A 25569-nucleotide genomic window follows, 5' to 3' on the forward strand; every position below is an offset into this window, starting at 1 on the left:
TCGGTTGCGGGGGTTGTCCGTTCCGTTCGAGCGGAGGTTCTGACGATCAGTCAGTCGCGTTGACCGGCAAGGGCTTCGCCCCGCCGATCGACCCGGCTGACCGGTCCGGTGGCACCTATCCGTCGAGGGCGCGCAGATGGTCGCGCAGGCCGGCGCCGTACGCCGTGGGCGTCCCGTCGTAGCCGGAGATCAGGGACGGACCGGTGGAGCAGTCCCACGTGTTCCAGGTCCAGCCCAGGTACGACAGGCCGCGGTCGTCGAACCACTTCATGACCTGGTCGACGAATCCGTGTGAGCAGGTGTTCTCGCCGATCTCCCCTGCAACCAACGGCACTTGGGCCGCGACGGGGGCGAGCGTGGAGTTCCAGCAGCTCTCGTTCGCGCAGGTGTTGAAGTTGTAGACGTGGTACGCGGCGGCGAGATTGCCGGTCGGGTCGTTGGGTTTGTACGTCAGCCACTGGCTCAGGTCGTTGGAGTAGGCGAGCCCGCCGGCCAGGATCACGTTCCTGGCGCCGGTAGCCCGTACGGAGTCGACGAGATCCTGCATACCGGCGACCTCGTACCCGATGCCGGGGCAGGTCCCGCCGTCCCGCCAGCACTGCCACGCCTGGGTGACCGTGGAGGTGGCGCGGTCCGGGTAGGGCTCGTTGAACAGGTCGAACACGACGGCCTGGTCGCTCTTGAAGGTGTTGGCCACCGAGGTCCAGAACGAGGGGGTGTACTGCATGTCGGGCATCGGCTTCTGGCAGCTGGCGTGCACGTCCGAGCAGCCGGCCGAATTGCCCGTGTACTGACCGTAGGTCCAGTGCAGTTCGACGATCGGTGTCATGCCGTTCGCCTCGACGCGGGCCACCAGGTCCTTGACGGCGTTGACGTAGTTGGTGCCTCCGTAGGCGGAGTTGATGTTCGAGAGGCCCAGCCAGCACTCCTCGTTGAGCGGGATGCGCACGGTGCCTACGTTCCAGTCGGCGATCGCCTTGACGGCGGCGTCGTCGACCGGTCCGTCCCAGATGCCCCGCCCCTGTACGCACATGAACTCACCGCCGGATCGGTTCACGCCGAGCAGACGACGGGTCCTTCCGTCGGCGTCCACGAGCTTGTTTCCGGAGACGTGCAGGGCCGGCGGCTCGTCACCGGTGTCCGGTGGATCCGTCGTGGGTGGTGTGGTGGGGGTGGGCGTGGGGGTCGGTTCGGCGCCGGCGTTGCAGGTCGTGCCGTTGAGCTTGAACGTCGTCGGTACGGCGTTCGTCTTCGAGGTGGAGGCGATGAAGCCCGCGCTGATGCTCGCGCCGGTCCCCAGAGAGCCGTTCCAGCTCTCGTTCGCGGCGGTGACGGTGGTGCCGGACTGGGACCACTTGGCACTCCAGCCCTGGGTGACCTTCTGACCGTCCGCGAAGTCGAAGGTGAGGTTCCAACTGCTCAGAGCTGTCGTGTTGTTGGTGATTCTGACGGCGCCCTGGAAGCCGGACTCCCACTGGCTGGTGACCGAGTACTCGACCGTGCAGGCGGGCACGGCTCCCTGCGCCGTGACGACCGGTAACAGGGCGCCCGCAACGAGGGCGACCGTGCCGGCGACGGCTAAAAGTACTGAACGCGGGGGGTGTCGCATGAGCGACTCCTTGCAGCTCAGGCGCGTCGTGAACGGACGCGTCGACTGATGGAACCGCTCCCACTGGTGTCTCGAAGCTAGCGCCAAGTGCTGGCAAAGAACAGAGGCATCACTGACTTTCCCTCAACATCTGTCGTCGAATCTTTTCGACTCTTCAAGCACCTTGACCGCTCCCACCCTCATCCCCACTATGGGAGCGCTCCCACTGGTTCAAGGCTTGTTGCTCCTCCCCCACTTCCCCGAGCCGCAAGGAGGAACCAGCACCATGGATCCCTCACGCAGACGCCGCGGGGCGCGGCGCCTGTGGACCGCCGCCCTGGCGGCCCTGGCGCTCCCCCTCGCCATGCTGAGCACGAGCACAACCGCCGCTCAGGCGGCCGCACTTCAGTGCAGCGTGGACTACAAGACCAACGACTGGGGTTCAGGGTTCACCGCTGACCTGACCCTCACCAACCGGGGCACCGACCCGATCGCCGGCTGGGCCCTGACGTACACCTACGCGGGCAACCAGAAGCTGTCGAACGGATGGAACGGCAGCTGGTCGCAGTCCGGTCAGCAGATCACGGTGAACAACGCCTCGTACAACGGGACGATCGCCGCCGGGGCCGCGGTCACGACAGGCGCGCAGTTCACCTACAGCGGGACGAACGCCGCTCCCGCGAGCTTCGCGGTCAACGGCACCACCTGCGCCGGCGCGCACCAGCCGCCGGTCACCGTGCTGACCAGCCCGACCGCGGGCGCGGTCTACACGCAGGGGGGCGCGGTGCCGCTCGCCGCGACCGCCGCGGCCGCCGACAGCGCGACCATCAGCAAGATCGAGTTCTATGACGACACGACCCTGCTGGGCACGGACACGAGCTCGCCGTACACCCTGTCCGCCACCGGATTGTCCGTGGGCAGTCATTCCCTGGTCGCCAAGGCGTACGACAGCCTGGGCGCGTCGGCGTCGTCGACCCCCGTCGGCATCACGGTCGCCTCGGGACCGGCCGTGGTCGCCTCCACCAACCAACTCGCCGTGCAGCAGGGCAAGACGGGCACCTACTCGCTGAAGCTGTCGACCCAGCCGTCGGCCAACGTGACCGTCACGACCGCCCGCACCACCGGCAACACGGGCCTGACGGTGACGGGCGGCGCGAGCCTCACCTTCACTCCGTCGAACTGGAGCACCGCCCAGAACGTGACCATCACGGCCAACGCCTCCGGCACGGGCGCCGCGACCTTCGAGTCGACGGCCACCGGACACGCGAAGGCCTCGGTCACCGCCACCGAGATCGCGGGCACCAAGGCGTACGACGCCCGGTTCCTCGACCTCTACGGCAAGATCACCAACCCGGCAAACGGTTACTTCTCCCCCGAGGGCATTCCGTACCACTCGGTCGAGACGCTGATCGTCGAAGCCCCGGACCAGGGGCACGAGACCACCTCCGAGGCCTACAGCTACCTTCTCTGGCTGCAGGCGATGTACGGGAAGATCACCGGCGACTGGACCAAGTTCAACGGCGCCTGGGACATCATGGAGAAGTACATGATCCCCACCCACGCCGACCAGCCGACCAACTCGTTCTACAACGCCTCCAAGCCGGCGACGTACGCGCCCGAGCTGGACACTCCGAACGAGTATCCGGCGAAGCTGGACACCGGTGTCTCCGTGGGAACGGATCCCATAGCCGGTGAACTGAAGACCGCATACGGTACGGACGACGTCTACGGTATGCACTGGCTCCAGGACGTGGACAACACCTACGGCTACGGCAACGCGCCCGGCAAGTGCGAGGCCGGACCGGCCGACACCGGCCCGTCGTACATCAACACCTTCCAGCGCGGCGCGCAGGAGTCGGTGTGGGAGACGGTGCCGCAGCCGACCTGCGACGCCTTCAAGTACGGCGGCACGAACGGCTATCTGGACCTGTTCACCGGCGACGCCTCCTACGCCAAGCAGTGGAAGTTCACCAACGCCCCGGACGCCGACGCGCGGGCCGTGCAGGCCGCGTACTGGGCGGACGTCTGGGCCGGGGCCCAGGGCAAGGGCAGCGAGGTCTCCGCGACCGTCGGCAAGGCCGCGAAGATGGGCGACTACCTGCGCTACTCGATGTACGACAAGTACTTCAAGAAGATCGGCAACTGCGTCGGACCGACCGCCTGTGCGGCCGGCACCGGCAAGGACGCCTCGCACTACCTGATGTCCTGGTACTACGCCTGGGGCGGCGCCACGGACACCAGCGCCGGCTGGGCCTGGCGCATCGGGTCCAGTCACACCCACGGTGGCTACCAGAACCCGCTGGCCGCCTACGCGCTCAGCAGTTACGCCGACCTGAAGCCCAAGTCGGCGACGGGCCAGGCCGACTGGGCCAAGTCCCTGGGCCGGCAACTGGAGTTCTACCGCTGGCTTCAGTCCAGCGAGGGAGCGATCGCGGGTGGGGCGACGAACAGTTGGGCGGGCCGTTACGCGACTCCCCCGACCGGCACGTCGACCTTCTACGGCATGTACTACGACCAGGCCCCCGTCTACCACGACCCGCCGTCGAACCAGTGGTTCGGATTCCAGGCGTGGTCGATGGAGCGGGTCGCCGAGTACTACCAGCAGACGGGGAACGCGAGCGCCAAGGCGGTCCTCGACAAGTGGGTCGACTGGGCGCTGTCCAAGACCACGATCAACCCGGACGGCAGCTTTCTGATCCCCTCCACGCTCCAGTGGTCGGGCCAGCCCGACACCTGGAACGCGACAAGTCCCGGCGCCAACACGGGACTTCACGTCACCGTCGCCGACTACACCAACGACGTCGGTGTGGCCGCCGCGTACGCCAAGACCCTGACGTACTACGCCGCCAAGTCCGGTGACACGGAGGCGAAGACGACGGCCAAGGCGCTGCTGGACGGGATGTGGGCCAACAACCAGGACGCCCTCGGTATCGCGGTCCCGGAGACCCGCGCCGACTACAACCGCTTCGACGACGGCGTGTACGTCCCGAGCACCTTCAGCGGCAAGATGCCGAACGGCGACGCGATCAACTCCTCCTCGACCTTCGCCTCGCTGCGGTCCTTCTACAAGAACGACCCGGCCTGGTCGAAGATCGAGAGCTATCTCGCGGGCGGAGCCGCGCCCGTGTTCACGTACCACCGTTTCTGGGCCCAGGCGGACATCGCCCTGGCCATGGGCTCGTACGCGGAGCTTCTCGAATAGCCCCCGCGAAGCGCTCCGCGGGTGGGGCGGTGTTCGTCCGCGGGCCGGACGTGGCCGGTCGCGCGGTTCCCCGCACCCTTCGTCGCCCCTTCGGGGCTCGGGGGCGCGGGGAGGCACCCACCTCCCGTCGGATCGCTTGAAAGCTCCGCGTGCGCGGTCTCGTCACCTGACGACGAGGCCACCCGGCCGGGCGGCCCCCACCCGCACAGGGGGCCGCCCGGCCCTCGCGCGCTCCTCTTCACGGAAGGACCCCCACCGTGCGAAGAACCCGTATCCTCACGGCAGTTCTGGCGCTCGCCGCCGGCCTGATCGCGGGCAGTCCGCCCGTACTGGCCGCGGACGGCAGCCCGCAGACGACGCTCGCCGCGGAGTCGTACACCTGGAAGAACGCCCGCATCGACGGCGGCGGCTTCGTGCCCGGCATCGTCTTCAACCGCAAGGAGAAGAACCTCGCCTACGCGCGCACCGACATCGGTGGTGCCTACCGGTGGCAGGAGTCGAGCAAGACCTGGACGCCGCTGCTGGACTCGGTCGGCTGGGCGGACTGGGGGCACACGGGCGTCGTGAGCCTGGCCTCCGACTCCGTCGACCCGAACAAGGTGTACGCGGCGGTCGGCACGTACACCAACAGCTGGGATCCGGGGAACGGGGCCGTGCTGCGCTCCGCCGACCGGGGCGCGAGCTGGCAGAAGACGGACCTGCCCTACAAGCTGGGCGGCAACATGCCCGGCCGCGGCATGGGCGAGCGGCTGGCGGTCGACCCGAACAAGGACAGCGTGCTGTACCTGGGCGCGCCGAGCGGTAAGGGGCTGTGGCGCTCCACGGACTCGGGAATCACCTGGTCGCAGGTGACGAACTTCCCCAACGTCGGCAACTACCAGCAGGATCCGACCGACACCAGCGGCTATGCCTCCGACAACCAGGGCATCGTCTGGGTCACTTTCGACGAGTCCACCGGGACGTCCGGCACCGCGACGAAGACGATCTACGTCGGCGTGGCGGACCAGGACAACGCGGTGTACCGGTCGACGGACGCGGGCGTGTCGTGGACGCGGCTGGCGGGGCAGCCGACGGGATACCTGGCGCACAAGGGTGTACTGGATACCGTCAACGGCTATCTGTATATCGCATACAGCGACAAGGGCGGCCCGTACGACGGCGGCAAGGGCCGGCTGTGGCGCTACGCGACGGCGACCGGCACCTGGACGGACATCAGCCCGGTGGCGGAGGCCGACACGTACTACGGCTTCAGCGGACTGACGATCGACCGGCAGAAACCCGGCACCGTCATGGCCACCGCCTACAGTTCCTGGTGGCCGGACACCCAGATCTTCCGCTCGACGGACAGCGGCGGCACCTGGACGAAGGCGTGGGACTACACGTCGTACCCCAACCGCGCCAACCGGTACACGATGGATGTCTCGTCGTCGCCATGGCTGACCTGGGGCGCGAACCCGTCGCCGCCCGAGCAGTCGCCCAAACTGGGCTGGATGACCGAGGCGTTGGAGATCGACCCGTTCAACTCCAGCCGCATGATGTACGGCACGGGCGCGACGATCTACGGCACGGAGAACCTGGCCAACTGGGACAGCGGGGGCCAGTTCACCATCAAGCCGATGGTGCAGGGGCTGGAGGAGACGGCGGTCCTGGACATCGCCTCCCCACCGTCCGGCGCTCCCCTGCTCAGCGCACTGGGTGACATCGGCGGCTTCCGGCACACGGACCTGACGAAGGTCCCGTCGATGATGTTCACCTCCCCGAACTTCACCTCGACGACGAGCCTGGACTACGCCGAGACGAACCCGAACACCGTGGTGCGTGTCGGCAACCTGGACTCGGGCCCGCACGTGGCGTTCTCGACGGACAACGGCGCCAACTGGTCCGCGGGGACGGACCCTTCGGGGGTCAGCGGAGGCGGGACCGTCGCCGCGGCGGCGGACGGCAGCCGCTTCGTATGGAGCCCGGCGGGCGCCGGCGTGCAGTACACCACGGGTTTCGGCACCTCGTGGCAGGCGTCTAGCGGGATCCCGGCCGACGCGGTCGTCGAGTCCGACCGGGTCGACCCCAAGACCTTCTACGGCTTCAAGTCGGGCAAGTTCTACGTGAGTTCGGACGGCGGTGCGACCTTCACCGGGTCCGCGGCGACCGGTCTGCCCAGTGGTGACAGTGTGCGTTTCAAGGCGCTGCCCGGCACGAAGGGCGATGTGTGGCTGGCGGGCGGGGCGAGTGACGGGGCGTACGGGCTGTGGCACTCCACGACCTCCGGCGCGACCTTCACCAAGCTGTCGGGGGTCGAGCAGGCCGACACCATCGGTTTCGGCAAGGCGGCGACGGGCGCGTCGTACCAGACCCTGTACACCAGCGCGAAGATCGCCGGTGTCCGGGGCATCTTCCGCTCGACGGACAAGGGGACGAGCTGGACCCGCGTCAACGACGACGCACACCAGTGGGGTTGGACGGGCGGGGCGATCACGGGTGACCCGAGGGTGTACGGGCGGGTCTACGTCTCGACGAACGGGCGGGGGGTCGTCTACGGCGACACCTCCGACACCGGAGGCGGGGGTACGGACCCCACGGACCCGACAGATCCCACAGACCCCACGGACCCCACGCCCACCGGTGCCTGTGCGGTGACCTACACCATCACCAACCAGTGGTCGGGCGGCTTCCAGGCGGACGTCAAGCTCGCCAACACGGGCACGAGCGCCTGGTCCGGCTGGAACCTCGGCTGGACGTTCCCGAACGGCCAGACCGTCTCCCAGCTGTGGAACGCCGACTACACCCAGGCGGGTTCGACGGTGACGGCGAAGAACGTGGGCTGGAACGCCAACGTGGCGGCCGGTTCGTCCGTGAGCTTCGGCTTCACGGGCAGCTGGTCGGGGTCGAACACGAAACCGGTGGCGTTCAAGCTCGGTGATCAGAGCTGCACGCTCGGCTGACGACCAGGGGTGCGCGCCCCGGGAGCGGGACGCGCACCCCTCGCTCGTTGGGAGGGAGTGGACCTCAGGGCGTGTAGACCGTCGGGCGGGGTGCCGTCTGCATGCCGTTGCCGAGGAAGTAACTCGGGTGCGGGGGCTGGTTATAGGCCGTATTTTGCCAGGCCAGTGCGGTGCGGTACATCGTGTCGTGGAGCAGGGTCGTGATGCGTGTCGTCGTCTCGTACGGCGTCGAGTAGATGCGCAGGGCCGTGTTGTCGCTGGTCGGCCAGACGACCTCCTCACGCCAGTCGCCGAGGATGTCGCCGGACAGCGAAGGGGTGGCCTTGGTGCTGTTGTTGGAGTGGACGCCCGCGCCGGTCAGGAGGCGGGTGTCCGAGGACGGTCCGTACTTGTCGATGTGGGTGCCGTCGAGGAGTTCACGGACGGGGTCGGCGTCCCACCAGGAGAGGAAGTTGACGGAGGACGGTTCCCTGCCCTTCGTCGCGCCCGCCTCGTCACGGATCGAGGTGTCGGAGGCCGACCAGACCTCGGCGCCGTCGTTGCCCGCCCAGATGTCACCGGCGACCCCGCGGCCGTTGTCGCAGCAGGCGGCCAGTTTCCAGTCGACCGTGCCGTTCGCCGGGTCGATGTACAGCTCGGCGGGTTGGCCGGTCGACTCCGAGACCTTGAAGTACTCGAGGCCGGCGTGCGACGGGTCGAGGTCGCCGAGGTGCTGGGCGTCGCCGTGTCCCGTCTTCGTGGTCCACAGGCCGTTGCCGTTGTCGTCGACGGCCATCGCGCCGTAGACGATCTCGTCCTTGCCGTCGCCGTCCACGTCCCCGACGGAGAGGCTGTGCGAGCCCTGACCGTCGTAGCCCTTACCGGTATTGGTGGAGGAGCTGGTGTCGAAGGTCCAGCGACGGGTGAAGGCGCCGCCCCGCCAGTCCCAGGCGGCGATCACGGTACGGGTGTAGTAACCGCGCGCCATGATCAGCGAGGGACGGGAACCGTCCAGGTAAGCGGTTCCCGCGAGGAAGCGGTCGACGCGGTTGCCGTACGAGTCGCCCCAGGACGAGACCGTGCCGCGGGCCGGGACGTAGTCGACGGAACTCATCGCCTTGCCGCTCTGGCCGTTGAACATGGTCAGGTACTCGGGGCCGGACAGCACATAGCCGCTGGAGTTGCGGTAGTCGGCGGACGAACTGCCGATGACCGTGCCCGCGCCGTCCACCGTGCCGTCGGCCGTCTTCATGGCGATCTCGGCCTTGCCGTCGCCGTCGTAGTCGTACACCTGGAACTGGGTGTAGTGGGCTCCCGAGCGGATGTTGCGACCGAGGTCGACGCGCCACAGGCGGGTGCCGTCGAGCTTGACGCCGTCGACGATCGTGTTGCCGGTATAGCCCGACTGGGAGTTGTCCTTCGCGTTCGTCGGCTGCCACTTCAGGACGATGTCCAGGGCGCCGTCGCCGTCCAGGTCTCCGACGGAGGCGTCGTTGGCCTCGTAGGTGTAGGCGACGCCGTCGGGGGTCGTACCGCCGGCCGGCGGGGTGATGGGGACGTCCTTGTAGCCGGTGCGGAACTGGATCGCGTGGACGGAGTCGGCCTGTTCGACGCCGTTCACGACCGCTCGGACCGTGTAGTCGGCCTGGGCAGGGGCGCCGGAGTGGAAGTAGTTCGTGGAGCCGGTGACCGGGGTCGAGTTGACCTTGGTGCCGGCCCGGTAGACGTTGAAGGAGACGCTGTCGGGGTCGGTGCCGAGCCAGCGCCAGCTGACCAGGTTGCCGCTGTCGGTGTGCACGCTGACGACGCCCCGGTCGAGGGCCTCCACCTGGCGGGCGGTGGCGGCCTCGGCCGTGCCGGCGCCGAGCGTGGTCAGTCCGGCGCCGACCAGGGCCGTCGTGGCGACCAGCGCGGCGAGGACCACTCGTCGTCCCCGGTGCCGGTACGGAGGGGGGTCCGAGTGCGGTGGGGGCTGCGGGTGCTGATGGGGATGCGAGTGCGGGTTCTGCACGAGACGTACCTCCAGGGAGGGACGGATGGGTTCCGTCCCTCAGTCGCCGCCGCGGACGGGCGAGTTGCCGTACACCGCGGCCAGTTCCGTCACCGTCCGGGCGATCCGCTCACGCAGTTCCGGCGGCTGGAGCACCTCGATGTCCGAGCCCAGACCCAGGAACTCGGCGTGGGCGCGCTCGACGGACTCGATCGGGACCGTGGCCTGCGTCCAGCCGTCCGCCCCGGCGGGTCCGTCGAGTCGTACGGCGCGGGAGAGGGTCACCCCTGGGGCCAGTCGCACCACCGCCTGCGCCCCGTCCTTGTACAGCCGCTCGTGGAAGCCGTGCTGGTACGCCGTCCAGTGGGCTGCCAGGTCGAAGTCGGCCGGCCGGGTGAACTCCTCGTCGGAGGTGGCGAGTTCGAGGATCTGGTCGACGCGGAAGGTGCGCGGGCCGGGGCCGGCCACGACGTACCAGCGTCCCGCCTTCAGGACCAGGCCGTAAGGCTCCAGCCGGCGTTCGACGTCGGTGGGCTCCCGCCAGCGACGGTAGACGATGTTCAGGATCCTGTTGTTCCACACCGCGTCGGCGACCGCCGGAAGAAACGGCGTCCCGTCCGCCCCCGCGTCCGTGTACCAGCCGGGCGCGTCCAGATGGAAGCGGCCGCTGATCCGGTCCGCGTGCGCCCGTAGTTCCCGCGGCAGAGCGGCGCGGACCTTCAGCTGCGCGGCGGCCAGGACCGGACCGAGCCCCAGCTGCGCGGCCGGGCCGGGGACGCCGGCGAGGAACAGGGCCTCCGCCTCGTCGGCGGTCAGTCCCGTGAGACGGGTGCGATAGCCGTCGAGCAGGCGGTAGCCGCCGGCGTGACCGGCGTCGCCGTACAGCGGGACACCCGCAGCGCCCAGTGCCTCCACGTCCCGGTAGACGGTCCGCACCGACACCTCGAGCTCCTCCGCGAGCTGGGCGGCGGTCAGCCGGCCCCGGGTCTGGAGCAGCAGCAGGATCGACACGAGTCGGCTGGACTTCACTGACACAGAATGTCAGTGAAGCGGGCCTAGCGTCCTGCCCATGACCTCCGTTTCCCACGATTCCCTCCCTCCCGCGCTCCCCCCTGCGTCCGCCTCCACCCCGGGCTCCGCGCCGGGCTCCACCCCGAGCCCGGCCCCGCCTTCCGTGCCCTTCGCGGAGAAGCTGCTCACGGTGCTTGCGCCGGTCGAGGTGGCGGGCCGGTGGATCAAGCGCTACCACGTCACCTCCGATCCGGCGGGCATCGCGCCCGAGGTGGAGAGGGCGGCCCACGCGATCCTTCCCGAGCTGCTGCCGGCGCCGGACGGGACGCCGCCCGCCACCTTCGTCGTGCTGCACCGCGGTGGTGACGACGGCGCCTACCTCAACGCCTACAGCTGGGTGTGGGACAACGTCCTGCACTTCCGGGGCGCGGCCGCGGGCCAGCCGGTGCTCGGCTGCCCGGACGACGACCCAAGCCACTTCGTCACGATCGACCGGCCCTGGATCGGCTGCGTCTGGGAGCTGCCGCCGATCCTGCACGAAAGGGACGCGTGGGTACGTCACATGCTTGTCCGCTCTGCCACCGAAGTGCCCGATCTCGACGCCTACTTGACCGATTCCCTGCCCGAGGGAACGACGGGGGACCGCTCATGAGCAGCCCGCACGACTTCGACTTCCTGCACGGCTCGTGGGAGGTCCACCACCGCCGACGCACCGACTTCCTCGACCCCGGCAGCGACTGGGAGGAGTTCCCGTCGACGGCTCACTGCCGGCCGCTGTTCGACGGGGCCGCGAACATCGACGAGATCGACATGCCGCACCTCGGCGCGAAGGGGCTGACCCTGAGGCTCTTCGACCGGGAGAGCGGCGAGTGGTCGCTGAACTGGTCGTCCAGCCGGAGCGGCAGGCTGTTCCCGCCGGTGATCGGCGGCTTCGGCGACGCCGACGCGGACGCGGACGACGGCGGCAGCCGCGCCCGCGGTGAGTTCTACGGCGACGACACGCACGACGGCAAGGACGTGCGGGCCCGTTTCGTCTGGTCGGGGGTGTGCGACACGTCCGCCCGCTGGGAGCAGGCCTTCTCGCTGGACGGCGGGGAGACCTGGCTGACCAACTGGGTCATGGACTTCACCCGTCCACCAGGGGGTGGGAAACCGGTTTCCGGAACGCGTTCAGTGTGAACGCGGGGTCGGGGCGGGGCCGGTCCTGGTCGGGCAGGGCCGCGAGGCGGGCGGCGAACTCGTCGGCCAGCGGGTGACCGGGCGGCAGGGTGACGAACCAGCCGCGCCGAAGGTCCGCGATGGCCCGGCGCGGGCTGCGGCCCTGCCCCCGCCCGTCGAACCCGGCCTGCCCGGCCGCGACCAGGCCGGCTTCGACGGCGTACGAGGCCACCAGCGCCGCGGTGTCGGAGGCCGGCCGGTGCGGGCGCGAGGACAGCACGACATCGATGTCGCTGCCCACGTTGTGAGAGGCACCCTTGTCGACCGTGGTGATGTACACCCCGCCGGGCCGCAGCACCCGGGCGCACTCGGCGACGATCCGCCGCGCGGCCGTGGCGTCCTCGACCAGGTGCAGCAGCCACACGCTGCAGACGGCGTCGAACTCCCCGTCCTGGAAGGGGAGTCGGCTGCCGTCGGCGAGGACGACCGCGCCGGGCAACCGGGCGGCGGCCTGTCGGATCATGGCGGGCGCCCGGTCCACGCCCGTGACCCGCAGGCCTGCCCGCCCGGCCGCGAGGCGCCGCGTGACGATGCCCGTGCCGCAGGCCACGTCCAGCAGACTGCGCGCCCGGGCCGGTACGAGACCGAGGATGCCCTCCGCGGCGGCCGCCGCCCTGGGCTCGCCTCCGCGCCAGGCGTCGTAGCGTTCGGCTTCCTCGTCGTAGTCCAGCACCCGCGCCCCCGTTCCGTGACCGCCGCACCCCTGCTCGTGCGAGCCCGTCCCCTCGTAGCCCAGCCCTCTGCTCATGCGGCGCCGTGGCCCCGTAGCCCCGTAGCCCCGTAGCGGTAGCCCGGTACCCCTGCACTGCCCGGATACCCGGATACCCGGATACCCGGATAGCCGTCCCGCCCGTCCCGACCGCCGTGGGTCAGCGGGCTCCGTGTGCGGGGGCCACGGCCTCCACCCGGCGGGCGAGTTCGACGTCGCGGTCGGTGACGCTGCCGCCCGCGCTGTGGGTGTGTACCGCGAGGGACACCGTGTTGTAGCCGAGGGTGAGCTCGCTGTGGTGATCGAGCTCGTCCTGGATCCGCGCGACGTGGACGACCAGGGAGGCCGCCGCGAAGTGGGAGTCGAGGCGGTAGGTACGGGTGAGGTGATCGTCGTCCAGGGACCAACCGGGCAGCCCGGACAGCCGGTCCTCGATCTGTGTCCGTGTCAGCGGTTCGACGGCCATGGCACGGCTCCCTTCCTGAGGTCGCGTACCCGTCCAGCGTGCCACAGGAAGCCCGCCACGGCCCTGGTCAGAGGGCCCGCTCCCCGCTCAGCCGCGGAGGCATTCGGCCGCGAGGTCGTCCGCCAGCGCGGCGATCACGGCCCGGCCCTCCACCTGCTCCAGCCACTCGTGCGGCAGCCCGACGTCCCCGTGCCGCGCGCCCAGGATGTTGCCGCAGACGGAGCCGGTGGAGTCGCTGTCGCCGGAGTGGTTCACGGACAGGAGCAGGGCCTCCTCCACCCCGTGCGTGGCCAGCGCGGCGTAGACCCCGATGGCGAGGGCCTCCTCGGCGACCCAGCCGGCGCCCAGGCTCTCCACCTTCTCGGGGCTCGGATCGCGTTCGGCGGCCAGGTCCAGGGCCTGGTTCAGGGCGGCCGAGGTCTCCTCGTGGCCGGGGTGGCGGCCGAGCAGCCGCAGGGCGCGCAGGGTGGCGCCCTCGACGGACTCCCCCCGCGTCAGGTGAGCCACGATCGCGGCCAGTGCTCCGGCCGCGTAGTAGCCGGTCGGGTGGCCGTGGGTCGTCTGGGCGCAGCGGGCGGCCATGCCGAAGGCGACCTCGGCGCTGGAGTGCGCGAGACCGAAGGGCGCCGAGCGCATCACGGTTCCGCAGCCCTTGGAACCGGGGTTGACCGGCCCGGGCGCACCGCTCAGCTCGGCCCACGGGTCGGGGACGTGACGCCGGGCGAGCCCGGACAGGCAGGCGTTGCCGGGAGCGCGGCGGGCGTACAGCCAGCGCTCGGCGAGGAGTCCGCCCGTGATCCCGTCGGCCGGCCCCGGCCTCTGCTGGGTCTCCAGCCAGCGCCCGTACGCCTCGCGCACCAGGGCCGTCTCCGCCCCCTCGATCCCCTTGAGCCGGGCCCTCCTGACCGCCGTCCGAAGGCCCTCGACGGTGAACAGGGTCATCTGGGTGTCGTCGCTGACCCGGCCGACCACGCCCTCGCCGTCGGGCACGAGCCGGGTCAGGCCCCTGGGTCCGTGGGCCGCGCGGATCCGGTCGAGGGAGGAGAACTCGACCGCGTAGCCGAGGGCGTCACCGAGTGCCCCGCCGAGGAGGCAACCGCGTACCCGGGCGCGGTACACGGCCGTCGATTCCAGGGAGGACTTCCGCCAGTCGTTCATCCACGCGCTCCTCAACTACGGTCGTACGTATGACCATTGTCCCGGCCGGTACGAACGCCGCCTCCGCCGCCCCCGTCGGCCGGGGCGCCGGCCCGCTGCTGCGGGTCTGGCGGGAGCGGCGGCGGATGAGCCAGCTGGAGCTGGCGCTGCGCGCCGACTCCTCGGCCCGGCACCTGAGCTTCGTCGAGACGGGCCGGTCCCGGCCCAGCGAGGAGATGGTGCTGCGGCTGGCCGAGCACCTCGAGGTGCCGGTGCGTGAGCGCAACGCGCTGCTCCTGGCGGCCGGTTACGCCCCGCGCTACCCGCAGACCCCGCTGGACGACCCGGCGCTGGACGCGCTGCGCGCGGGTCTGGAACGGCTGCTCCAGGGATACGAGCCGTATCCGGCGTTGGTGATGGACGCGCGGTACGACGTGGTGGCGGCCAACCGGGGCATCACGATGCTGCTGGACGGCGTCCCGGAGTCGTTGCTCGCGCCCCCGCTCAACGCGATGCGCCTCACCCTCCACCCGCACGGCCTCGCGCCGCGCATCCGCAACCTGCGTGAGTGGCGCGGCCACCTGCTCGCGCAGATGGAACGGCAGATCGCCCTGGACCGCTCGGCCCCGCTGCGGGAGTTGTACGAGGAGGTGGCCGCGTATCCGGTGGCGGAGCGCGGGCCGGAGACGGCAGACGGCCCGGCGGACGAACCGGCGGAACCCGTGCAGTACTTCGCGCTGCCGATGCGGATCGAGCACGAGGGGCAGGTGCTCTCCTTCATCTCGTCGATCTCCACCTTCAACACCCCCATGGACGTGACGGTCGCCGAGCTGGCCGTCGAGACGTTCCTCCCGGCGGACCCCGCGACGGTCAAGTACCTCCACTCACTCGTCGACCGAGCGCAGTAGTCGCCCGGCGGTGCCCCGGACGCGGATCCAGATGAATGTTCGACTCCGTTCCTGTGAGAGTGACGCCGGAACGTGGCACACTGGCCCGCGTGCCTCGAGGCGTAGGGGAGACGTGGGGTGAGTGAACGACGGCCCGCACCCACGGTGGGCCAGGTGGTACTGGGCAGACGGCTACAGGAGTTGCGTGAGGCGGCCGGCCTCGGCCGCGAGGAAGCCGCCCGCGCCCTGCGCGTGGCCCCGGCGACCGTGCGGCGCATGGAGACTGCCGACGTGGCGCTGAAAGTCCCCTATGTACAGGTGCTGTTGGAGACGTACGGCGTCGGCGACGAGGAGGCCGAGGCGTTCGTCACGCTCACCGAGGAGGCGAACCGGCCCGGCTGGTGGCAGCGCTACCACGACGTGCTGCCGGAGTGGTTCAGCCTGTACGTGAGCCTGGAGGGCGCGGCCCGGCTGATCCGCTCCTACGAGCCGCACTTCGTGCCGGGGCTGCTCCAGACGGAGGCCTACGCGCGCGCCGTGCTGGAGGCCGGAACGGTCGGCCAGACGACCCCGGAGTCGATCGAACGGCATGTGTCGCTGCGTCTCGCGCGCCAGCGGTTGCTGGAGTCCGAGGACCCGCCCCATCTGTGGGTGGTGATGGACGAGACGGTGCTGCGCCGTCCGGTGAGCGTGGACGCCGCCGTGATGTCCGAACAGCTGGACCGGCTGGTGGAGTTCACCGAACGCGACCGGATCACCCTGCAGGTCTGCGAGTTCACGGCCGGCCCGCATCCGGGGACGTCCGCGCCGTTCTCCCTGTTCCGTTTCGCCGAGGCCGAACTGCCCGACATGGTCGTCACGGAGTACCTGACCGGCGCCCTCTACCTCGACGACCGCAAGGAGGTCTCCGCGCACCTGGAGGTCCTCGACCACATGACGACGCACGCCGCGTCCGCGCAGCACACCAAGAAGATCCTGCGGGACGCCCGCGCGAGCCTCTGAGCACGCCCGTCGCCCCGAGCCCGAGCCCCGACCCTCCTGGAGGCGAGACCCGCATGACCGGATCCGAGGCCGAGCAGGCACCCGCCCGCATCGACACCAGCAGGCCGCACCCGGCCCGCGTCTACGACTGGTGGCTGGGCGGCAAGGACAACTACCCGGTGGACGAGGAGCTGGCCCGCAGGATCCTCGCCGTCGACGGCACGGTGCTGCGCGGGGCGCGGGCCAACCGCCGGTTCATGCAGCGGGCGGTGCGCACGGCCGCCGAGGCCGGGATACGCCAGTTCCTGGACATCGGCACCGGCATCCCCACCCAGCCCAATCTGCACCAGATCGCCCAGGGCGTGGCCCCCGAGGCCAAGGTCGTGTACGCGGACAACGACCCGATCGTGCTGCGGCACGCGGAGGCCCTGCTGCACGGTTCGGCGGAGGGCTCCACCCGTTACGCGCACGCCGACGTCCGTGATCCGGACACGCTGCTGCGCCGGGCCGCCGACACCCTGGACTTCACGCGGCCGGTCGCGCTGTCGCTGGTCGCCCTCACGCACTACCTGGGCGACGACCCGGCGGGCGACGACGTGCACGGTCTGCTGAAGCAGTACGTCGCCGCGCTCGCGCCGGGCAGCTGGCTGATCCTCTCCCAGGTGACGCCCGACCTGAACGCGGCGGCCATCGAGAAGGCCGCCGAGAACTTCCGCCGCGGTGGAACCCCTTTCTACCCGCGTTCCCTGGCCGAGTTCACCCGCTTCTTCGAGGGCCTGGAGCTGCTCGGACCGGGCGTCATCCCGGTCTCCGGCTGGCGCCCGGAGCCGGAGGACGTGGCGGCCCAGGCGGAGGGCATCGTGCCGGTGTACGCGGGAGTCGCCCGCAAGCCCTGAGCCGGTACCGGGGTGCTTCGCCGGCCGCCGGGAGGTCCGGTGAAGGTCCCCGTCCGCACCCCCGGCGCCATCGCTCCCTCCGGTAGCATCGGTGACCGGGAGTCGACGATCCGTCACGGGCGGGCGCTACGGGGGTGGCGGACATGGTCAAGAGGTACGTGGTCGCGCCGCACGGTGGCCGTGGCACCCACCCCGACATCGGGTCCGCGCTGCGTGCCGCGACCGCCCGGGGCCGGGCCGCCCGCGTGGAGATCACCCCCGGCCATTACCAGGAACGGCTCAGCGTCCGGGGCGAGATCGAGCTGACCGCGCTCGGTGACGCCGGTTCCGTGACGGTGGGCGTCCCCCGGGGCACCGTGCTCGACGTCTCGGGGTCGGTCGTGGTCCGCGGCCTGGTGCTGGTCGGCCGGGACGCCGACGCCGGCGTCGTCGACTGCCACGCGGGGGCCCTCAGCCTCGACCGGGTGGCGGTCCGGGCGCACGACGGCGTCTGTGTGCACGCCCGGCCGGGCACCTCCGTGACGCTGACGGACAGCGAGTTCCGGTACGGCCGTACCGTCTTCGCCGGCGCCGGCGGCCAGGTCGAGCGGTGCCGGTTCACCGACGCCGCCGACAACGCGGTCGCGGTGATCGAGAACGCCCGGGTGCTGGTCCGGGACAGCCGGTTCGACGGCAGCCGGATCCACGGCGTCCGGGTCAGCGACGCCTCGGCCCACCTCGTGGGATGCGAGGTCACCGGCGCCGAGCGGGCGGCCGTCATGGCGGACACCCGGGCGGAGCTGACCGTCGAGGAGTGCGCGGTCGTCGCCACGCACGGGGCGGGCCTGGCCTTCATCGAGCAGTCCCGGGGTTCCGTACACGGCACCCGGGTCACCGACGCCGAGAACGGGATCCTGGTGGCGAGCGGTGCCGACCCGGCGGTGCGCGGCTGTGTGTTCGCCGACTGCCGCGACACCGGCATCCACGTCCAGGACTCGGGCCGGGGCACGTTCGAGGACTGCGAGATCAGCGGCGCGGGAAACGTCGCGGTGCTGTCGACGCGGGGCGGCGCCCCCCGGGTGACCGGCTGCCGGGTCTCGGCGGGCAACGTCGGCATCGCCGTCACCGACAAGGCCCGAGGGCGTTTCACCCGTGTCGACGTGCGCGACCTGACCGGCGTCGCGCTGCGGGTCTGGGACGAGAGCAAGGCCGAGTTCGCGGGGGTGCGCGTCGAGCGCTGCCCGTTCGGCCTGGAGGCGCGGGGCAACGGCGGCACGACCGCCGAGCTCACCAACGCCAGGATCCTCGACTTCGACATGGCCGCCGTGGCCGCCGTCGGTCAGTCCCGGGTGACGCTGAGGGGAGTGTCGGCGGAGCGCGGGCTGCTGGGGTTCGGCGCCGGCGAGGAGGCGCAGCTGCACGTCCACGACAGCACGGTCTCCTCCGTGAGCACCGGCGGGGCGCTGGCGTTCGGCACGGCGCGGCTCGTCGCGAGGAACCTCGCCGTCACCGGCGCGGAGTCGTACGGCCTGTGCGGGACGGGCTCCGCGTATCTGGATGTCTCCGACAGCCGTTTCGAGGACTGCGGGGCCACGGGCGTGCGCTGCGACGAGACGTGCGGCGGCCGGCTGGCGGACTGTGCCGTGCCCGGGACGACGGGGGTGGCCGTGCAGCACAACGGCCGCGTCAAGCTGGTCTCACTCCGTACATCGCTGCCGGTCACGGAGATCACGGAGCCGGCACCGCCGCCGACCGTCGTCAACCACTACCACGGCCCCGTCTTCGTCGAGGCCGTCCACAGCGCCCAGTTGGCGTGGAACAACACCCACGTCACCCAGCAGCAGACCAACCAGAGCGGCGAGAGCGATCAGGACGGAGCCGACCGATGAACGACCCGCGGCAGGTGCACCACTACGACGGTCCGGTGTTCCAAGGGGGCGTGTCGAGCTCCCAGTTCGCCTGGAACAACGAGACGGTCACCCAGAACCAGCAGCTCAACAGCACGGTCGCCCCGGGACACGAGGCGCTCGCGACGCTGGTGACCGAGTTGCTCCGGCAGCTTCCCACGGCCGGCCTCGGCGACCGGGAACGCGAGGACACCGAGAGCGCGGCCCAGGAGGTCCTCGCCGAGATCACGGGTGCCGAGTCGCCCGAGCCGGGTAGGCTGCGCCGCTCGGTGACCCTGCTCAGGGGAGCCCTGGCCCCCGTGGCGACCGGCCTCGCGGCCGGGACGGCGGTCGGGGCGCAGGAGTGGGCGCAGTCCGCGATCAGGGGGCTGACGGGACTCGTCTGAGCCGGGCGGCCCTGCCCGGCGGGGGGCCGGAGGGGCGACGGGGCGCGGGGGTCTGATGGGACGCGGAGGTCTGGCGGGGCGACGGGGCGCGGGGGTCTCGTGCGACTCCCGCGCCCCGGCCCTGCCTGCGGATTCAGGCGAGCTTGGCCGACAGGGTGATGGTCGTGCCGGTGAGCGCCTGGCTGACCGGGCAGTTCTTCTTGGCGTCCTCGGCGGCGGCGGCGAACGCGTCGTCGTCGAGGCCGGGGACGGTGCCCTCCACGGTCAGGTGGATGCCGGTGATGCCCTCTCCCGGCTGGAAGGTGACATCGGCGGAGGTGACGAGCTTGGTGGGCGGGGTGCCGGCGCCGGCCAGGCCGTGTGACAGCGCCATGGAGAAGCAGCTGGAGTGGGCGGCGGCGATCAGCTCCTCCGGGCTGGTCTTGCCGTTCGCCTGCTCGGCGCGCGACGGCCACGACACCGGCTGCTGGCCGATGCCGGAGGAGTCGAAGGTCACGACCCCGTTGCCCTCGAGCAGGTTGCCTTCCCAGACGGTGTGTGCGGAGCGCGTGGTGGCCACGGTTGTTCCTTTCGCATGGAGTTCTGCGGGGGTTCCCGTTGCACGGATATGCGGTGCACGGGTTTTCCGTGCCCCCATCCGATCACACTCCGCGTCACCGCACCCGGAACACCGGCCCCCGCGCGGTGAACGGGAGTCGGCCACCCTGCGGGATCAGGTACGCGTGCTCGCGCCGTACCCGCAGTACGTCGCACTCGCCGTCGGTGATGACGAGCAGCGGTGCGCCGGGCGGGAAGTCGTCGGCGCGGTGCAGCAGGTCGATGCCGGGCTGGAGGACCGTACCGCCGCGGCCGTGCACCCGGACCCGGCCGGCGATCTCGGTGACGGGGAGATAGCCCGCGTCGTGCGGGGCCGCGTCGCAGAACACCACCCGGGCGGCCGGGACGTCGCGGGCCTCGGCGTACGAGGCGATGGCGCCGAGCGCCTTGCCGAGCAGGGTGCGGTCCATGGAGCCGGAGGTGTCCAGGACGACGCCGAAGGTGCAGCGGGCGATCTCCTCGGGAGGGAAGTACCGTCCCGCGCGCGGGATGTCGGGAGTGGAGGCCTGCCGTCGCGCGGGCCGGGCGTAGGTGCGCACCGGCTCGGGACGCGGCACGAACTCGTCGAACCAGCGGGCCAGTCGGGCGTCCCAGGGAAGCGGCGGGTGACTGAGCGCGCGGATCTCCTCCACCAAGCCGCCGGGCAGGAAGCCGCGTTCCTGCCGCCGGTGCAGTTCGAGCCCCTGGGCGAGGCCGCGGCGGTAGAAGCCGTCGAGGTCGACGTAGTCGCGGGGCGGGCCGAGCGGGGCGCCGAGAATGTCGCCGAGGCCCTTGCCGCGCAGGGTGGCCAGCCGGCGCATGCGGCGCAGGTCCACGGTGATGCGGTCGTAGACCTCCTCGGCGGACAGGCCCGACAACTCGGCGTCGTACAGCAGACCTTCGGGCATGGTGCCGACCTGCATCTCGCGCAGCCAGCCGTTGACGACGTAGTCGCAGGCGACGTTGAAGAGGTAGGGATCGCGGGTGCCGCACCGGTCGCCGTGGCGCAGGGCGGCGTGCAGCATCTCGTGGGCGAGGACGAACCGCCACTCCTCGTCGTCGTAGCGGCGCAGCGGGTTGATGTAGATCTCGCCCGCCTCCGCGTTCACGGCGGCGATCGAGATGCCGTGCGCGCGGGCGAGTTCGGCGTCGGCGACGAGCTTGATACCGGCCGCGAGGCCGCCGAGCAGCGGGTAGGACGAGACGAACCAGCCCAGCGCGCGTTCCCAGGGCCGCCAGACGGTCACCGCGCCGCCGAGGGAGTCGCGGCGGCCGCCCGCCATGTCCATCGCGGCGGACACGGTCCGGGTCAGGGCGGTGGCGAAGGCCAGCGGCCAGTCCGGCAGCGGGCGCCCGGACCAGGTCCATCGCACGAGCAGCTGGTCGGTGTCCGTGCCCGCGGTGCCGCAGTGCTCGTAGGCGGCCGGGAGCCCGATGCGGCGCCAGCGCGCGGCGAGCTGCTCCTCGTCGCCGCCCGGGTACGACGACGGCAGCTCGTCGGGGGCGCGGCCGACCGGAAACGTCAGCAGAAACCGGTTCACGACCATGCAGCGCGCGGCGAGGTCGTACCGGTCGGGCTGGGCGCGCTCGTGCGGGGACGCCGGAAGGTGTCCGAAACCGAGGTGGAGGGCGGCGTGCGCGAGGGACCAGGCCCAGAGGGCGGGGTCGGCGATCCGGGTGGGGTGGGCGTGCAGGGTGCCGTTGGAGTCGGCGCGGACGAGTCCGTCCCGGGGAGCCAGGGTGCACTCCTCGCGGCGGCAGGTGTCGAAGTCGACGGCGGCCAGCGCCGGGTTGCCGCGCAGCGCCGCCTTCCCGGCCTCGTACGCCTCCGCCGCGAGGTCGCGCTTCTTCTTGTCGCGGTCCTCCCGTCTCACCGGCGCGCCTCCACCAGGCGGGGCATGTCCCGGGCCGCCTCGACCAGGAACCAGGCGGGCAGCACCGGGTTGCCGTCGGCGTCGGAGGCGATGACGGTCTGGGCGACCTCGACGGAGATCTCCGCGAGCTGGACGAGCAGCGACTTGGCGCGGTACGCGGTCTGCCGGCCCTTCGCCGACATGTGCTCCCTGACGGCGGGGAGTTCCTTGACGAGCCGGCCACGGAACGAGTCGGCGAGGTAGTAGAGCAGGTCGCGGTCCTCCACCCGGCGCGGCCAGGGGGCCTCGCCCTTGAGGATGGCCTCGATGCCGTACCGGCTGCGGACGATCTTGACGTAACCGCGGAAGGCGGTGGCGTGCGTGGGCGTCAGCGTGCCGTGCGCGAGCACCGTGAGGGTGTCCTCGTCGAGGTCGCGCCCGAAGGAGTGCAGCGCGTCGGAGAGCATGTGCCAGGAGCGGGGGGTGGAAAACGGTTCCTCGGTTTTCGGCGGCTTGGACCACAGGTGGTCGGGCCGGTCGGTGAGGTGGTCGAGCACCCACGGGTGGATGTCGTTGCCCGCGGCCCACTTCAGCCAGTCCTTCGCCGAGGCCTCGAGGTGTACGTGGGTGAGGCGGTTGACGAGCGCGGAGGCGATCGGCCGGGCGAGGGCGTTGTCCGTGGCCCGGTTGCCGGCGCCGATGACGATCGAGCCCTCGGGGAGCTCGTAGTTGCCGATCCGCCGGTCGAGGATGAGGGAGTAGAACGCCTTCTGGACGTCGGGCGTGGCCGCGTTGAGCTCGTCCAGGAACAGGCAGTACGGCTCGTCACGGGCGATGGCCTCCGGCGGGCAGAACACCGACCGGCCGTCCCGGATCTGCGGCACGCCGATCAGGTCCTCGGGCGCGAGCTGGGTACCGAGCAGGCTCACGCACTCCAGGCCCAGCGACTCGGCGAAGTCCCGGACCAGGGAGGACTTTCCGATGCCGGGGGCACCCCAGAGGAACACCGGCCGCACGGTGGCGAGGCCGAGGAGCAGTTCGGGGATACGGGAAGGCGTGACGGTGACGGCAGCCTGCACAGCGGAGGGGCTCCTCGAGGGATGCGGAAGGGGCGCGAGTGCGCGGGATCCGGACGACCGGACCGGTACCGCCAGTGTGTGCGTACGGCTCCCCCGGCGCAGCCGATTTTCAGGCGGCGCGCTCCTGCGGCGCCGTCTCGAGCGGTATCCGGGGCCCGCCGGACTCGCGCAGCCAGCGGCGCAGGACGCGGTGCACCTGCTCCGCGCCGGTCAGCTCCTCGTCGTCCCCGACGGGTGCGGACAGCGCGAGCGGGGACAGCAGGAAGGGTCTCGCCTGGGCGCCGCCGAGGCCGCCGTGGGAGCCGATCTGCTCCTCGAAGGCGAGGACCTCGCCGTCGGCCGGGTCGTGGAAGGAGTTGACCATGATGTCGGCGGTGTGCGGGAAGGAGTGGGTGCGGCGCACCGCGTCGGCCGCGCCGGGCCCGAAGGCGGCCAGCGGGCCGGGCGTCCGGTCGAGGCGGTCCAGGGGTATCTCCGCGCCGTGCGCGCCGAGGACGACCCCGCCGTGTTCCTCGCTGCGGACGAGGAGGAACCCTATGCCGGGGTGGTTGGCGAGGGTGGTCAGCAGGGCGGGGTGGCGGGCGTCGATCTCCTCCTTGCTCATCCGGTGCGGCACGTCCGGGAAGGAGATCAGGCCGAGGTTGCCGGAGGCCAGCACGACGGGTTCCGCGTCGCGGCCGGCCGGGCGGTGGCGTTCGCCGCCCTCCTCGACGGGCCGGCGCAGGGCCGCGCGGACGGCCGCCCGGGCCTCGGCGCCGCTGTGGGTGCGTTCGGCCTTGCGCGGTACGGGCAGCCCGCAGCCGGCCCGCACCAGATTGTGGAGGGTGAGGCCGTAGCGGGCGTGAAACGTTTCCCCAGGGCTCTGGCCGTGGTCGGACAGGACGACGATCCGGTAGGGGCGGGGGGCGTGTTCGGCGACGTTCTCGAGCAGCGCAAGCGCCCGGTCGAGACGGCCGAGGACCTGCTCGGTGTCCCGGCCGAGCGGCCCGGAGTGGTGCGCCACCTCGTCGTACGCCACCAGGTCGGCGTAGACGGCGGTGCGGCCGGCGAGCATGTCGCCCGTCACGGCGGCCACCACGACGTCCCGTTCGACGACCGTGGCGAAGGCGCGGACCAGCGGGTAGAGGCCGCCGCGTCCGACGCGCGGGCGCTCCCTGCGCAGCCGGGCGCGGAGGGACTGGCCCATCTCGCGGCCGACCTCGGCGACGAACGACAGGGCGGTGCGCACGGCGTTGGCCGGGTCGGAGAAGTAGGCGAAGTAGCCGTCCCGGGACCGCGTCTCCCGGCTGCGCCTGCGGGTGGCGATGGACAGCACCAGGGCCTGCTCGTCGGCGCCGCCGCCGAAGAGGTTGCCGCGGCTCGCGCCGTCGGCGGACAGCAGCCCGCCGTCACCGGTGTACTCGACCGCGCGGCGCTGGAGTTCGGCGGCGCTGGTGGGCCGGTTGCAGACCATCACCTCCCCGGTGTCCTTCTCGTACCAGCGGAAGGCGGGCACGTCGTGGTTGCTGCCGTGCAGGATGCCGAGCTGGCTGGCGCCGGTCTGGCTGGACCAGTCGGTGTGCCAGACGGTGAGCCGGTGGCTGGGGCGTGGGGTGCCGCCTGCGCGGGCCTGCCCGCGGTCCTGGGCCGGGGCGCTGCCCAGCCATCGGGCGACGGTCGGCATCAGCCCCTTGCGTACCGCCGCGGCCAGCACGTCGTGGCCGACGCCGTCGAGTTGGAGGAAGACGGTGCCGGGGGTGGCGGGGCAGGCGGCGCCGCCTCTTCGGCGGCGGTCGGCGAGCCGGTACAGGCGGCGGCGGTAGGCGTCGTCGTCGCGTACGGCCAGGGCGCCGCCCGTCGCGGAGGCGACGGCGGACATCACGGCGGCGACGATGACGGCGGTCTCGGGGGCCACCTCGCTCTGCCCGGAGGGGTTGAGCCGCAGAGCGAGCAGCAGCAGCGAACCGTTGAGGAAGAACACCAGCAGACCGAGGACCAACGCCGGTACGAGCAACAGCAGGCGCACCAGCAGGGGCCAGGCCAGGGCCGACAGCAGACCGAACACGCCGGCGCCGACGGCGGCGGTCCTGGCGATGGTGGTGGCGCTGTCCCCGTCGGCGGACTGGAGCCGGAAGTCGGGCAGGATCCCCGCGAGCACCAGCATCGTGAGCGTGCAGACGGCCCACACCGCGATGCTCCGCCCGACCTGACTGGCGGCCCGCCGCCACCGCACCCCACGCACGCCCCGTACACCTCACGTTCCGGCCCCGACGCCCGCGGGGGCCGCCCTCCACCCTGTCATACCGCGGTGGCGGGCACCCCGCGGCTACCGCCCGTCGTAGCCGGCCGTCGGCATCGAGAGCCTCCGGTGCACCCGGGCCTTCATCTGCGCGTCGTAGGCGGGCTCGGCGCTGCCGACCGTCTCCACCCGCACACCGCGCCGCGCGCACTCCGCGGCGAACTCCTCCACGGACGACAGCGCGCTCTCCAGGACCCGCCGGCTCGGCGCGACGAACAGGTCGACGCCGGCCCGGACGCCTTCCCACAGCACGCAGTGGTCGGCGCGCAGCCCGCGGACCAGGAGCTCCCGGCCGACGACGTAGCCGCGCTCCGCGGCCCACCGCGCGCACATCGCGTGCTGGCTGCGGGAGTCCACCAGGAAGGGATCGGCGTCCAGTTCCTCGAGCGGCGTCAGACTCGCGATCGCCGTGACCCGCATGACCCGCACCGGTCCCATGGCGTCCCCCTCACCTCCGGGTTTCGCCGCCGACCCTACTCCTGCCCGTAGGCTTCGGGGGAGTCGCGCG

The 25569-nt window shown here is 71.5% G+C and carries 20 protein-coding genes; 9 read left to right on the forward strand and 11 right to left on the reverse strand.

Features of this window, described 5'->3' with window-relative positions; genetic code table 11:
- Positions 1-115: 115 nt before the first annotated feature.
- Positions 116-1609, reverse strand: a complete 1494-nt coding sequence (locus tag OG440_RS06545) for a cellulase family glycosylhydrolase (RefSeq protein ID WP_406005873.1) — start codon at positions 1607-1609, stop codon at positions 116-118.
- Positions 1610-1874: 265 nt separating this feature from the next.
- Here OG440_RS06545 and OG440_RS06550 point away from each other — a divergent pair, with 265 nt between their 5' ends.
- Entirely contained in the window at positions 1875-4790 is a 2916-nt protein-coding gene (locus OG440_RS06550; protein ID WP_406005874.1) for a glycoside hydrolase family 48 protein, read from the forward strand.
- A 257-nt stretch (positions 4791-5047) separates the two neighbouring features.
- Positions 5048-7729, forward strand: coding sequence for a cellulose binding domain-containing protein (locus OG440_RS06555; RefSeq protein ID WP_406005875.1), 2682 nt, complete (start codon positions 5048-5050; stop codon positions 7727-7729).
- A 64-nt stretch (positions 7730-7793) separates the two neighbouring features.
- Here the strand turns inward: OG440_RS06555 and OG440_RS06560 are convergent, their stop codons facing one another.
- Positions 7794-9632, reverse strand: a complete 1839-nt coding sequence (locus OG440_RS06560; protein ID WP_406005876.1) for a rhamnogalacturonan lyase — start codon at positions 9630-9632, stop codon at positions 7794-7796.
- 126 nt (positions 9633-9758) lie between these two features.
- The gene (locus OG440_RS06565; protein WP_406005877.1) at positions 9759-10727 is read right to left on the reverse strand and encodes a helix-turn-helix transcriptional regulator; all 969 of its coding nucleotides are present in this window, start codon (positions 10725-10727) and stop codon (positions 9759-9761) included.
- A gap of 145 nt (positions 10728-10872) precedes the next feature.
- On the opposite strand from OG440_RS06565, the gene OG440_RS06570 reads away from it, so the two are divergent.
- Together OG440_RS06570 and OG440_RS06575 are read left to right on the forward strand one after the other, a co-directional pair.
- Entirely contained in the window at positions 10873-11361 is a 489-nt protein-coding gene (locus OG440_RS06570) for a hypothetical protein (RefSeq protein WP_406011277.1), read from the forward strand.
- On the forward strand, positions 11358-11888 hold the full coding sequence (locus OG440_RS06575) for a hypothetical protein (protein WP_406005878.1): 531 nt from the start codon (positions 11358-11360) through the stop codon (positions 11886-11888). Before OG440_RS06570 ends, OG440_RS06575 begins: the two co-directional genes overlap by 4 nt.
- Here the strand turns inward: OG440_RS06575 and OG440_RS06580 are convergent.
- The 3 genes from OG440_RS06580 to OG440_RS06590 all read right to left on the reverse strand — a co-directional run bounded on the left by OG440_RS06580 (position 11836) and on the right by OG440_RS06590 (position 14260).
- Positions 11836-12600 (reverse strand): class I SAM-dependent methyltransferase, encoded by a 765-nt coding sequence (locus tag OG440_RS06580; RefSeq protein ID WP_406011278.1) that lies wholly within the window; start codon positions 12598-12600, stop codon positions 11836-11838. The genes OG440_RS06575 and OG440_RS06580 overlap by 53 nt on opposite strands.
- A gap of 196 nt (positions 12601-12796) precedes the next feature.
- Positions 12797-13102, reverse strand: coding sequence for a 4a-hydroxytetrahydrobiopterin dehydratase (locus tag OG440_RS06585; protein ID WP_406005879.1), 306 nt, complete (start codon positions 13100-13102; stop codon positions 12797-12799).
- Between the two features lie 87 nt (positions 13103-13189).
- The gene (locus tag OG440_RS06590; RefSeq protein WP_406005880.1) at positions 13190-14260 is read right to left on the reverse strand and encodes an ADP-ribosylglycohydrolase family protein; all 1071 of its coding nucleotides are present in this window, start codon (positions 14258-14260) and stop codon (positions 13190-13192) included.
- Positions 14261-14289: 29 nt separating this feature from the next.
- Between OG440_RS06590 and OG440_RS06595 the strand changes: the two genes are divergently transcribed.
- The 5 genes from OG440_RS06595 to OG440_RS06615 all read left to right on the forward strand — a co-directional run bounded on the left by OG440_RS06595 (position 14290) and on the right by OG440_RS06615 (position 19275).
- Positions 14290-15147 carry a helix-turn-helix domain-containing protein gene (locus OG440_RS06595; RefSeq protein WP_406005881.1) on the forward strand — a complete coding sequence of 286 codons (858 nt, stop codon included), beginning with the start codon at positions 14290-14292 and terminating at the stop codon, positions 15145-15147.
- A 117-nt stretch (positions 15148-15264) separates the two neighbouring features.
- Positions 15265-16128 carry a helix-turn-helix domain-containing protein gene (locus OG440_RS06600; RefSeq protein ID WP_406005882.1) on the forward strand — a complete coding sequence of 288 codons (864 nt, stop codon included), beginning with the start codon at positions 15265-15267 and terminating at the stop codon, positions 16126-16128.
- A 53-nt stretch (positions 16129-16181) separates the two neighbouring features.
- Positions 16182-17003 carry an SAM-dependent methyltransferase gene (locus OG440_RS06605; protein ID WP_406005883.1) on the forward strand — a complete coding sequence of 274 codons (822 nt, stop codon included), beginning with the start codon at positions 16182-16184 and terminating at the stop codon, positions 17001-17003.
- Between the two features lie 143 nt (positions 17004-17146).
- On the forward strand, positions 17147-18871 hold the full coding sequence (locus tag OG440_RS06610; protein WP_406005884.1) for a right-handed parallel beta-helix repeat-containing protein: 1725 nt from the start codon (positions 17147-17149) through the stop codon (positions 18869-18871).
- Positions 18868-19275 carry a hypothetical protein gene (locus OG440_RS06615; protein WP_406005885.1) on the forward strand — a complete coding sequence of 136 codons (408 nt, stop codon included), beginning with the start codon at positions 18868-18870 and terminating at the stop codon, positions 19273-19275. Before OG440_RS06610 ends, OG440_RS06615 begins: the two co-directional genes overlap by 4 nt.
- Positions 19276-19408: 133 nt before the next feature.
- On the opposite strand, the gene OG440_RS06620 is transcribed toward OG440_RS06615, so the two are convergent.
- From OG440_RS06620 to OG440_RS06640, 5 genes are all read right to left on the reverse strand, one after another.
- On the reverse strand, positions 19409-19834 hold the full coding sequence (locus OG440_RS06620) for an OsmC family peroxiredoxin (RefSeq protein ID WP_020125610.1): 426 nt from the start codon (positions 19832-19834) through the stop codon (positions 19409-19411).
- Positions 19835-19928: 94 nt separating this feature from the next.
- Complete coding sequence (locus OG440_RS06625; protein ID WP_406005886.1) at positions 19929-21725, reverse strand: DUF2201 family putative metallopeptidase; 1797 nt, start codon at positions 21723-21725, stop codon at positions 19929-19931.
- Complete coding sequence (locus tag OG440_RS06630) at positions 21722-22783, reverse strand: ATP-binding protein (protein ID WP_406005887.1); 1062 nt, start codon at positions 22781-22783, stop codon at positions 21722-21724. Before OG440_RS06630 ends, OG440_RS06625 begins: the two co-directional genes overlap by 4 nt.
- 109 nt (positions 22784-22892) lie before the next feature.
- A complete protein-coding gene (locus OG440_RS06635) occupies positions 22893-25004 on the reverse strand; it encodes a phage holin family protein (protein WP_406005888.1) in 2112 nt (703 codons plus the stop codon).
- An 84-nt stretch (positions 25005-25088) separates the two neighbouring features.
- Positions 25089-25499 (reverse strand): hypothetical protein, encoded by a 411-nt coding sequence (locus tag OG440_RS06640; RefSeq protein WP_406005889.1) that lies wholly within the window; start codon positions 25497-25499, stop codon positions 25089-25091.
- Between the last annotated feature and the right edge of the window lie 70 nt (positions 25500-25569).

It is taken from the genome of Streptomyces sp. NBC_00637, from assembly GCF_045161545.1.
Lineage (GTDB): Bacteria > Actinomycetota > Actinomycetes > Streptomycetales > Streptomycetaceae > Streptomyces.

Excerpts from the sequence above, each read along its gene's own strand:
- OG440_RS06545 (WP_406005873.1), bottom strand. The coding sequence starts at position 1,609 with ATGCGACACCCCCCGCGTTCAGTACTTTTAGCCGTCGCCGGCACGGTC.
- OG440_RS06550 (WP_406005874.1), top strand. The coding sequence starts at position 1,875 with ATGGATCCCTCACGCAGACGCCGCGGGGCGCGGCGCCTGTGGACCGCC.
- OG440_RS06575 (WP_406005878.1), top strand. The coding sequence starts at position 11,358 with ATGAGCAGCCCGCACGACTTCGACTTCCTGCACGGCTCGTGGGAGGTC.
- OG440_RS06585 (WP_406005879.1), bottom strand. The coding sequence starts at position 13,102 with ATGGCCGTCGAACCGCTGACACGGACACAGATCGAGGACCGGCTGTCC.
- OG440_RS06590 (WP_406005880.1), bottom strand. The coding sequence starts at position 14,260 with ATGAACGACTGGCGGAAGTCCTCCCTGGAATCGACGGCCGTGTACCGC.
- OG440_RS06595 (WP_406005881.1), top strand. The coding sequence starts at position 14,290 with ATGACCATTGTCCCGGCCGGTACGAACGCCGCCTCCGCCGCCCCCGTC.
- OG440_RS06605 (WP_406005883.1), top strand. The coding sequence starts at position 16,182 with ATGACCGGATCCGAGGCCGAGCAGGCACCCGCCCGCATCGACACCAGC.
- OG440_RS06610 (WP_406005884.1), top strand. The coding sequence starts at position 17,147 with ATGGTCAAGAGGTACGTGGTCGCGCCGCACGGTGGCCGTGGCACCCAC.
- OG440_RS06615 (WP_406005885.1), top strand. The coding sequence starts at position 18,868 with ATGAACGACCCGCGGCAGGTGCACCACTACGACGGTCCGGTGTTCCAA.
- OG440_RS06640 (WP_406005889.1), bottom strand. The coding sequence starts at position 25,499 with ATGGGACCGGTGCGGGTCATGCGGGTCACGGCGATCGCGAGTCTGACG.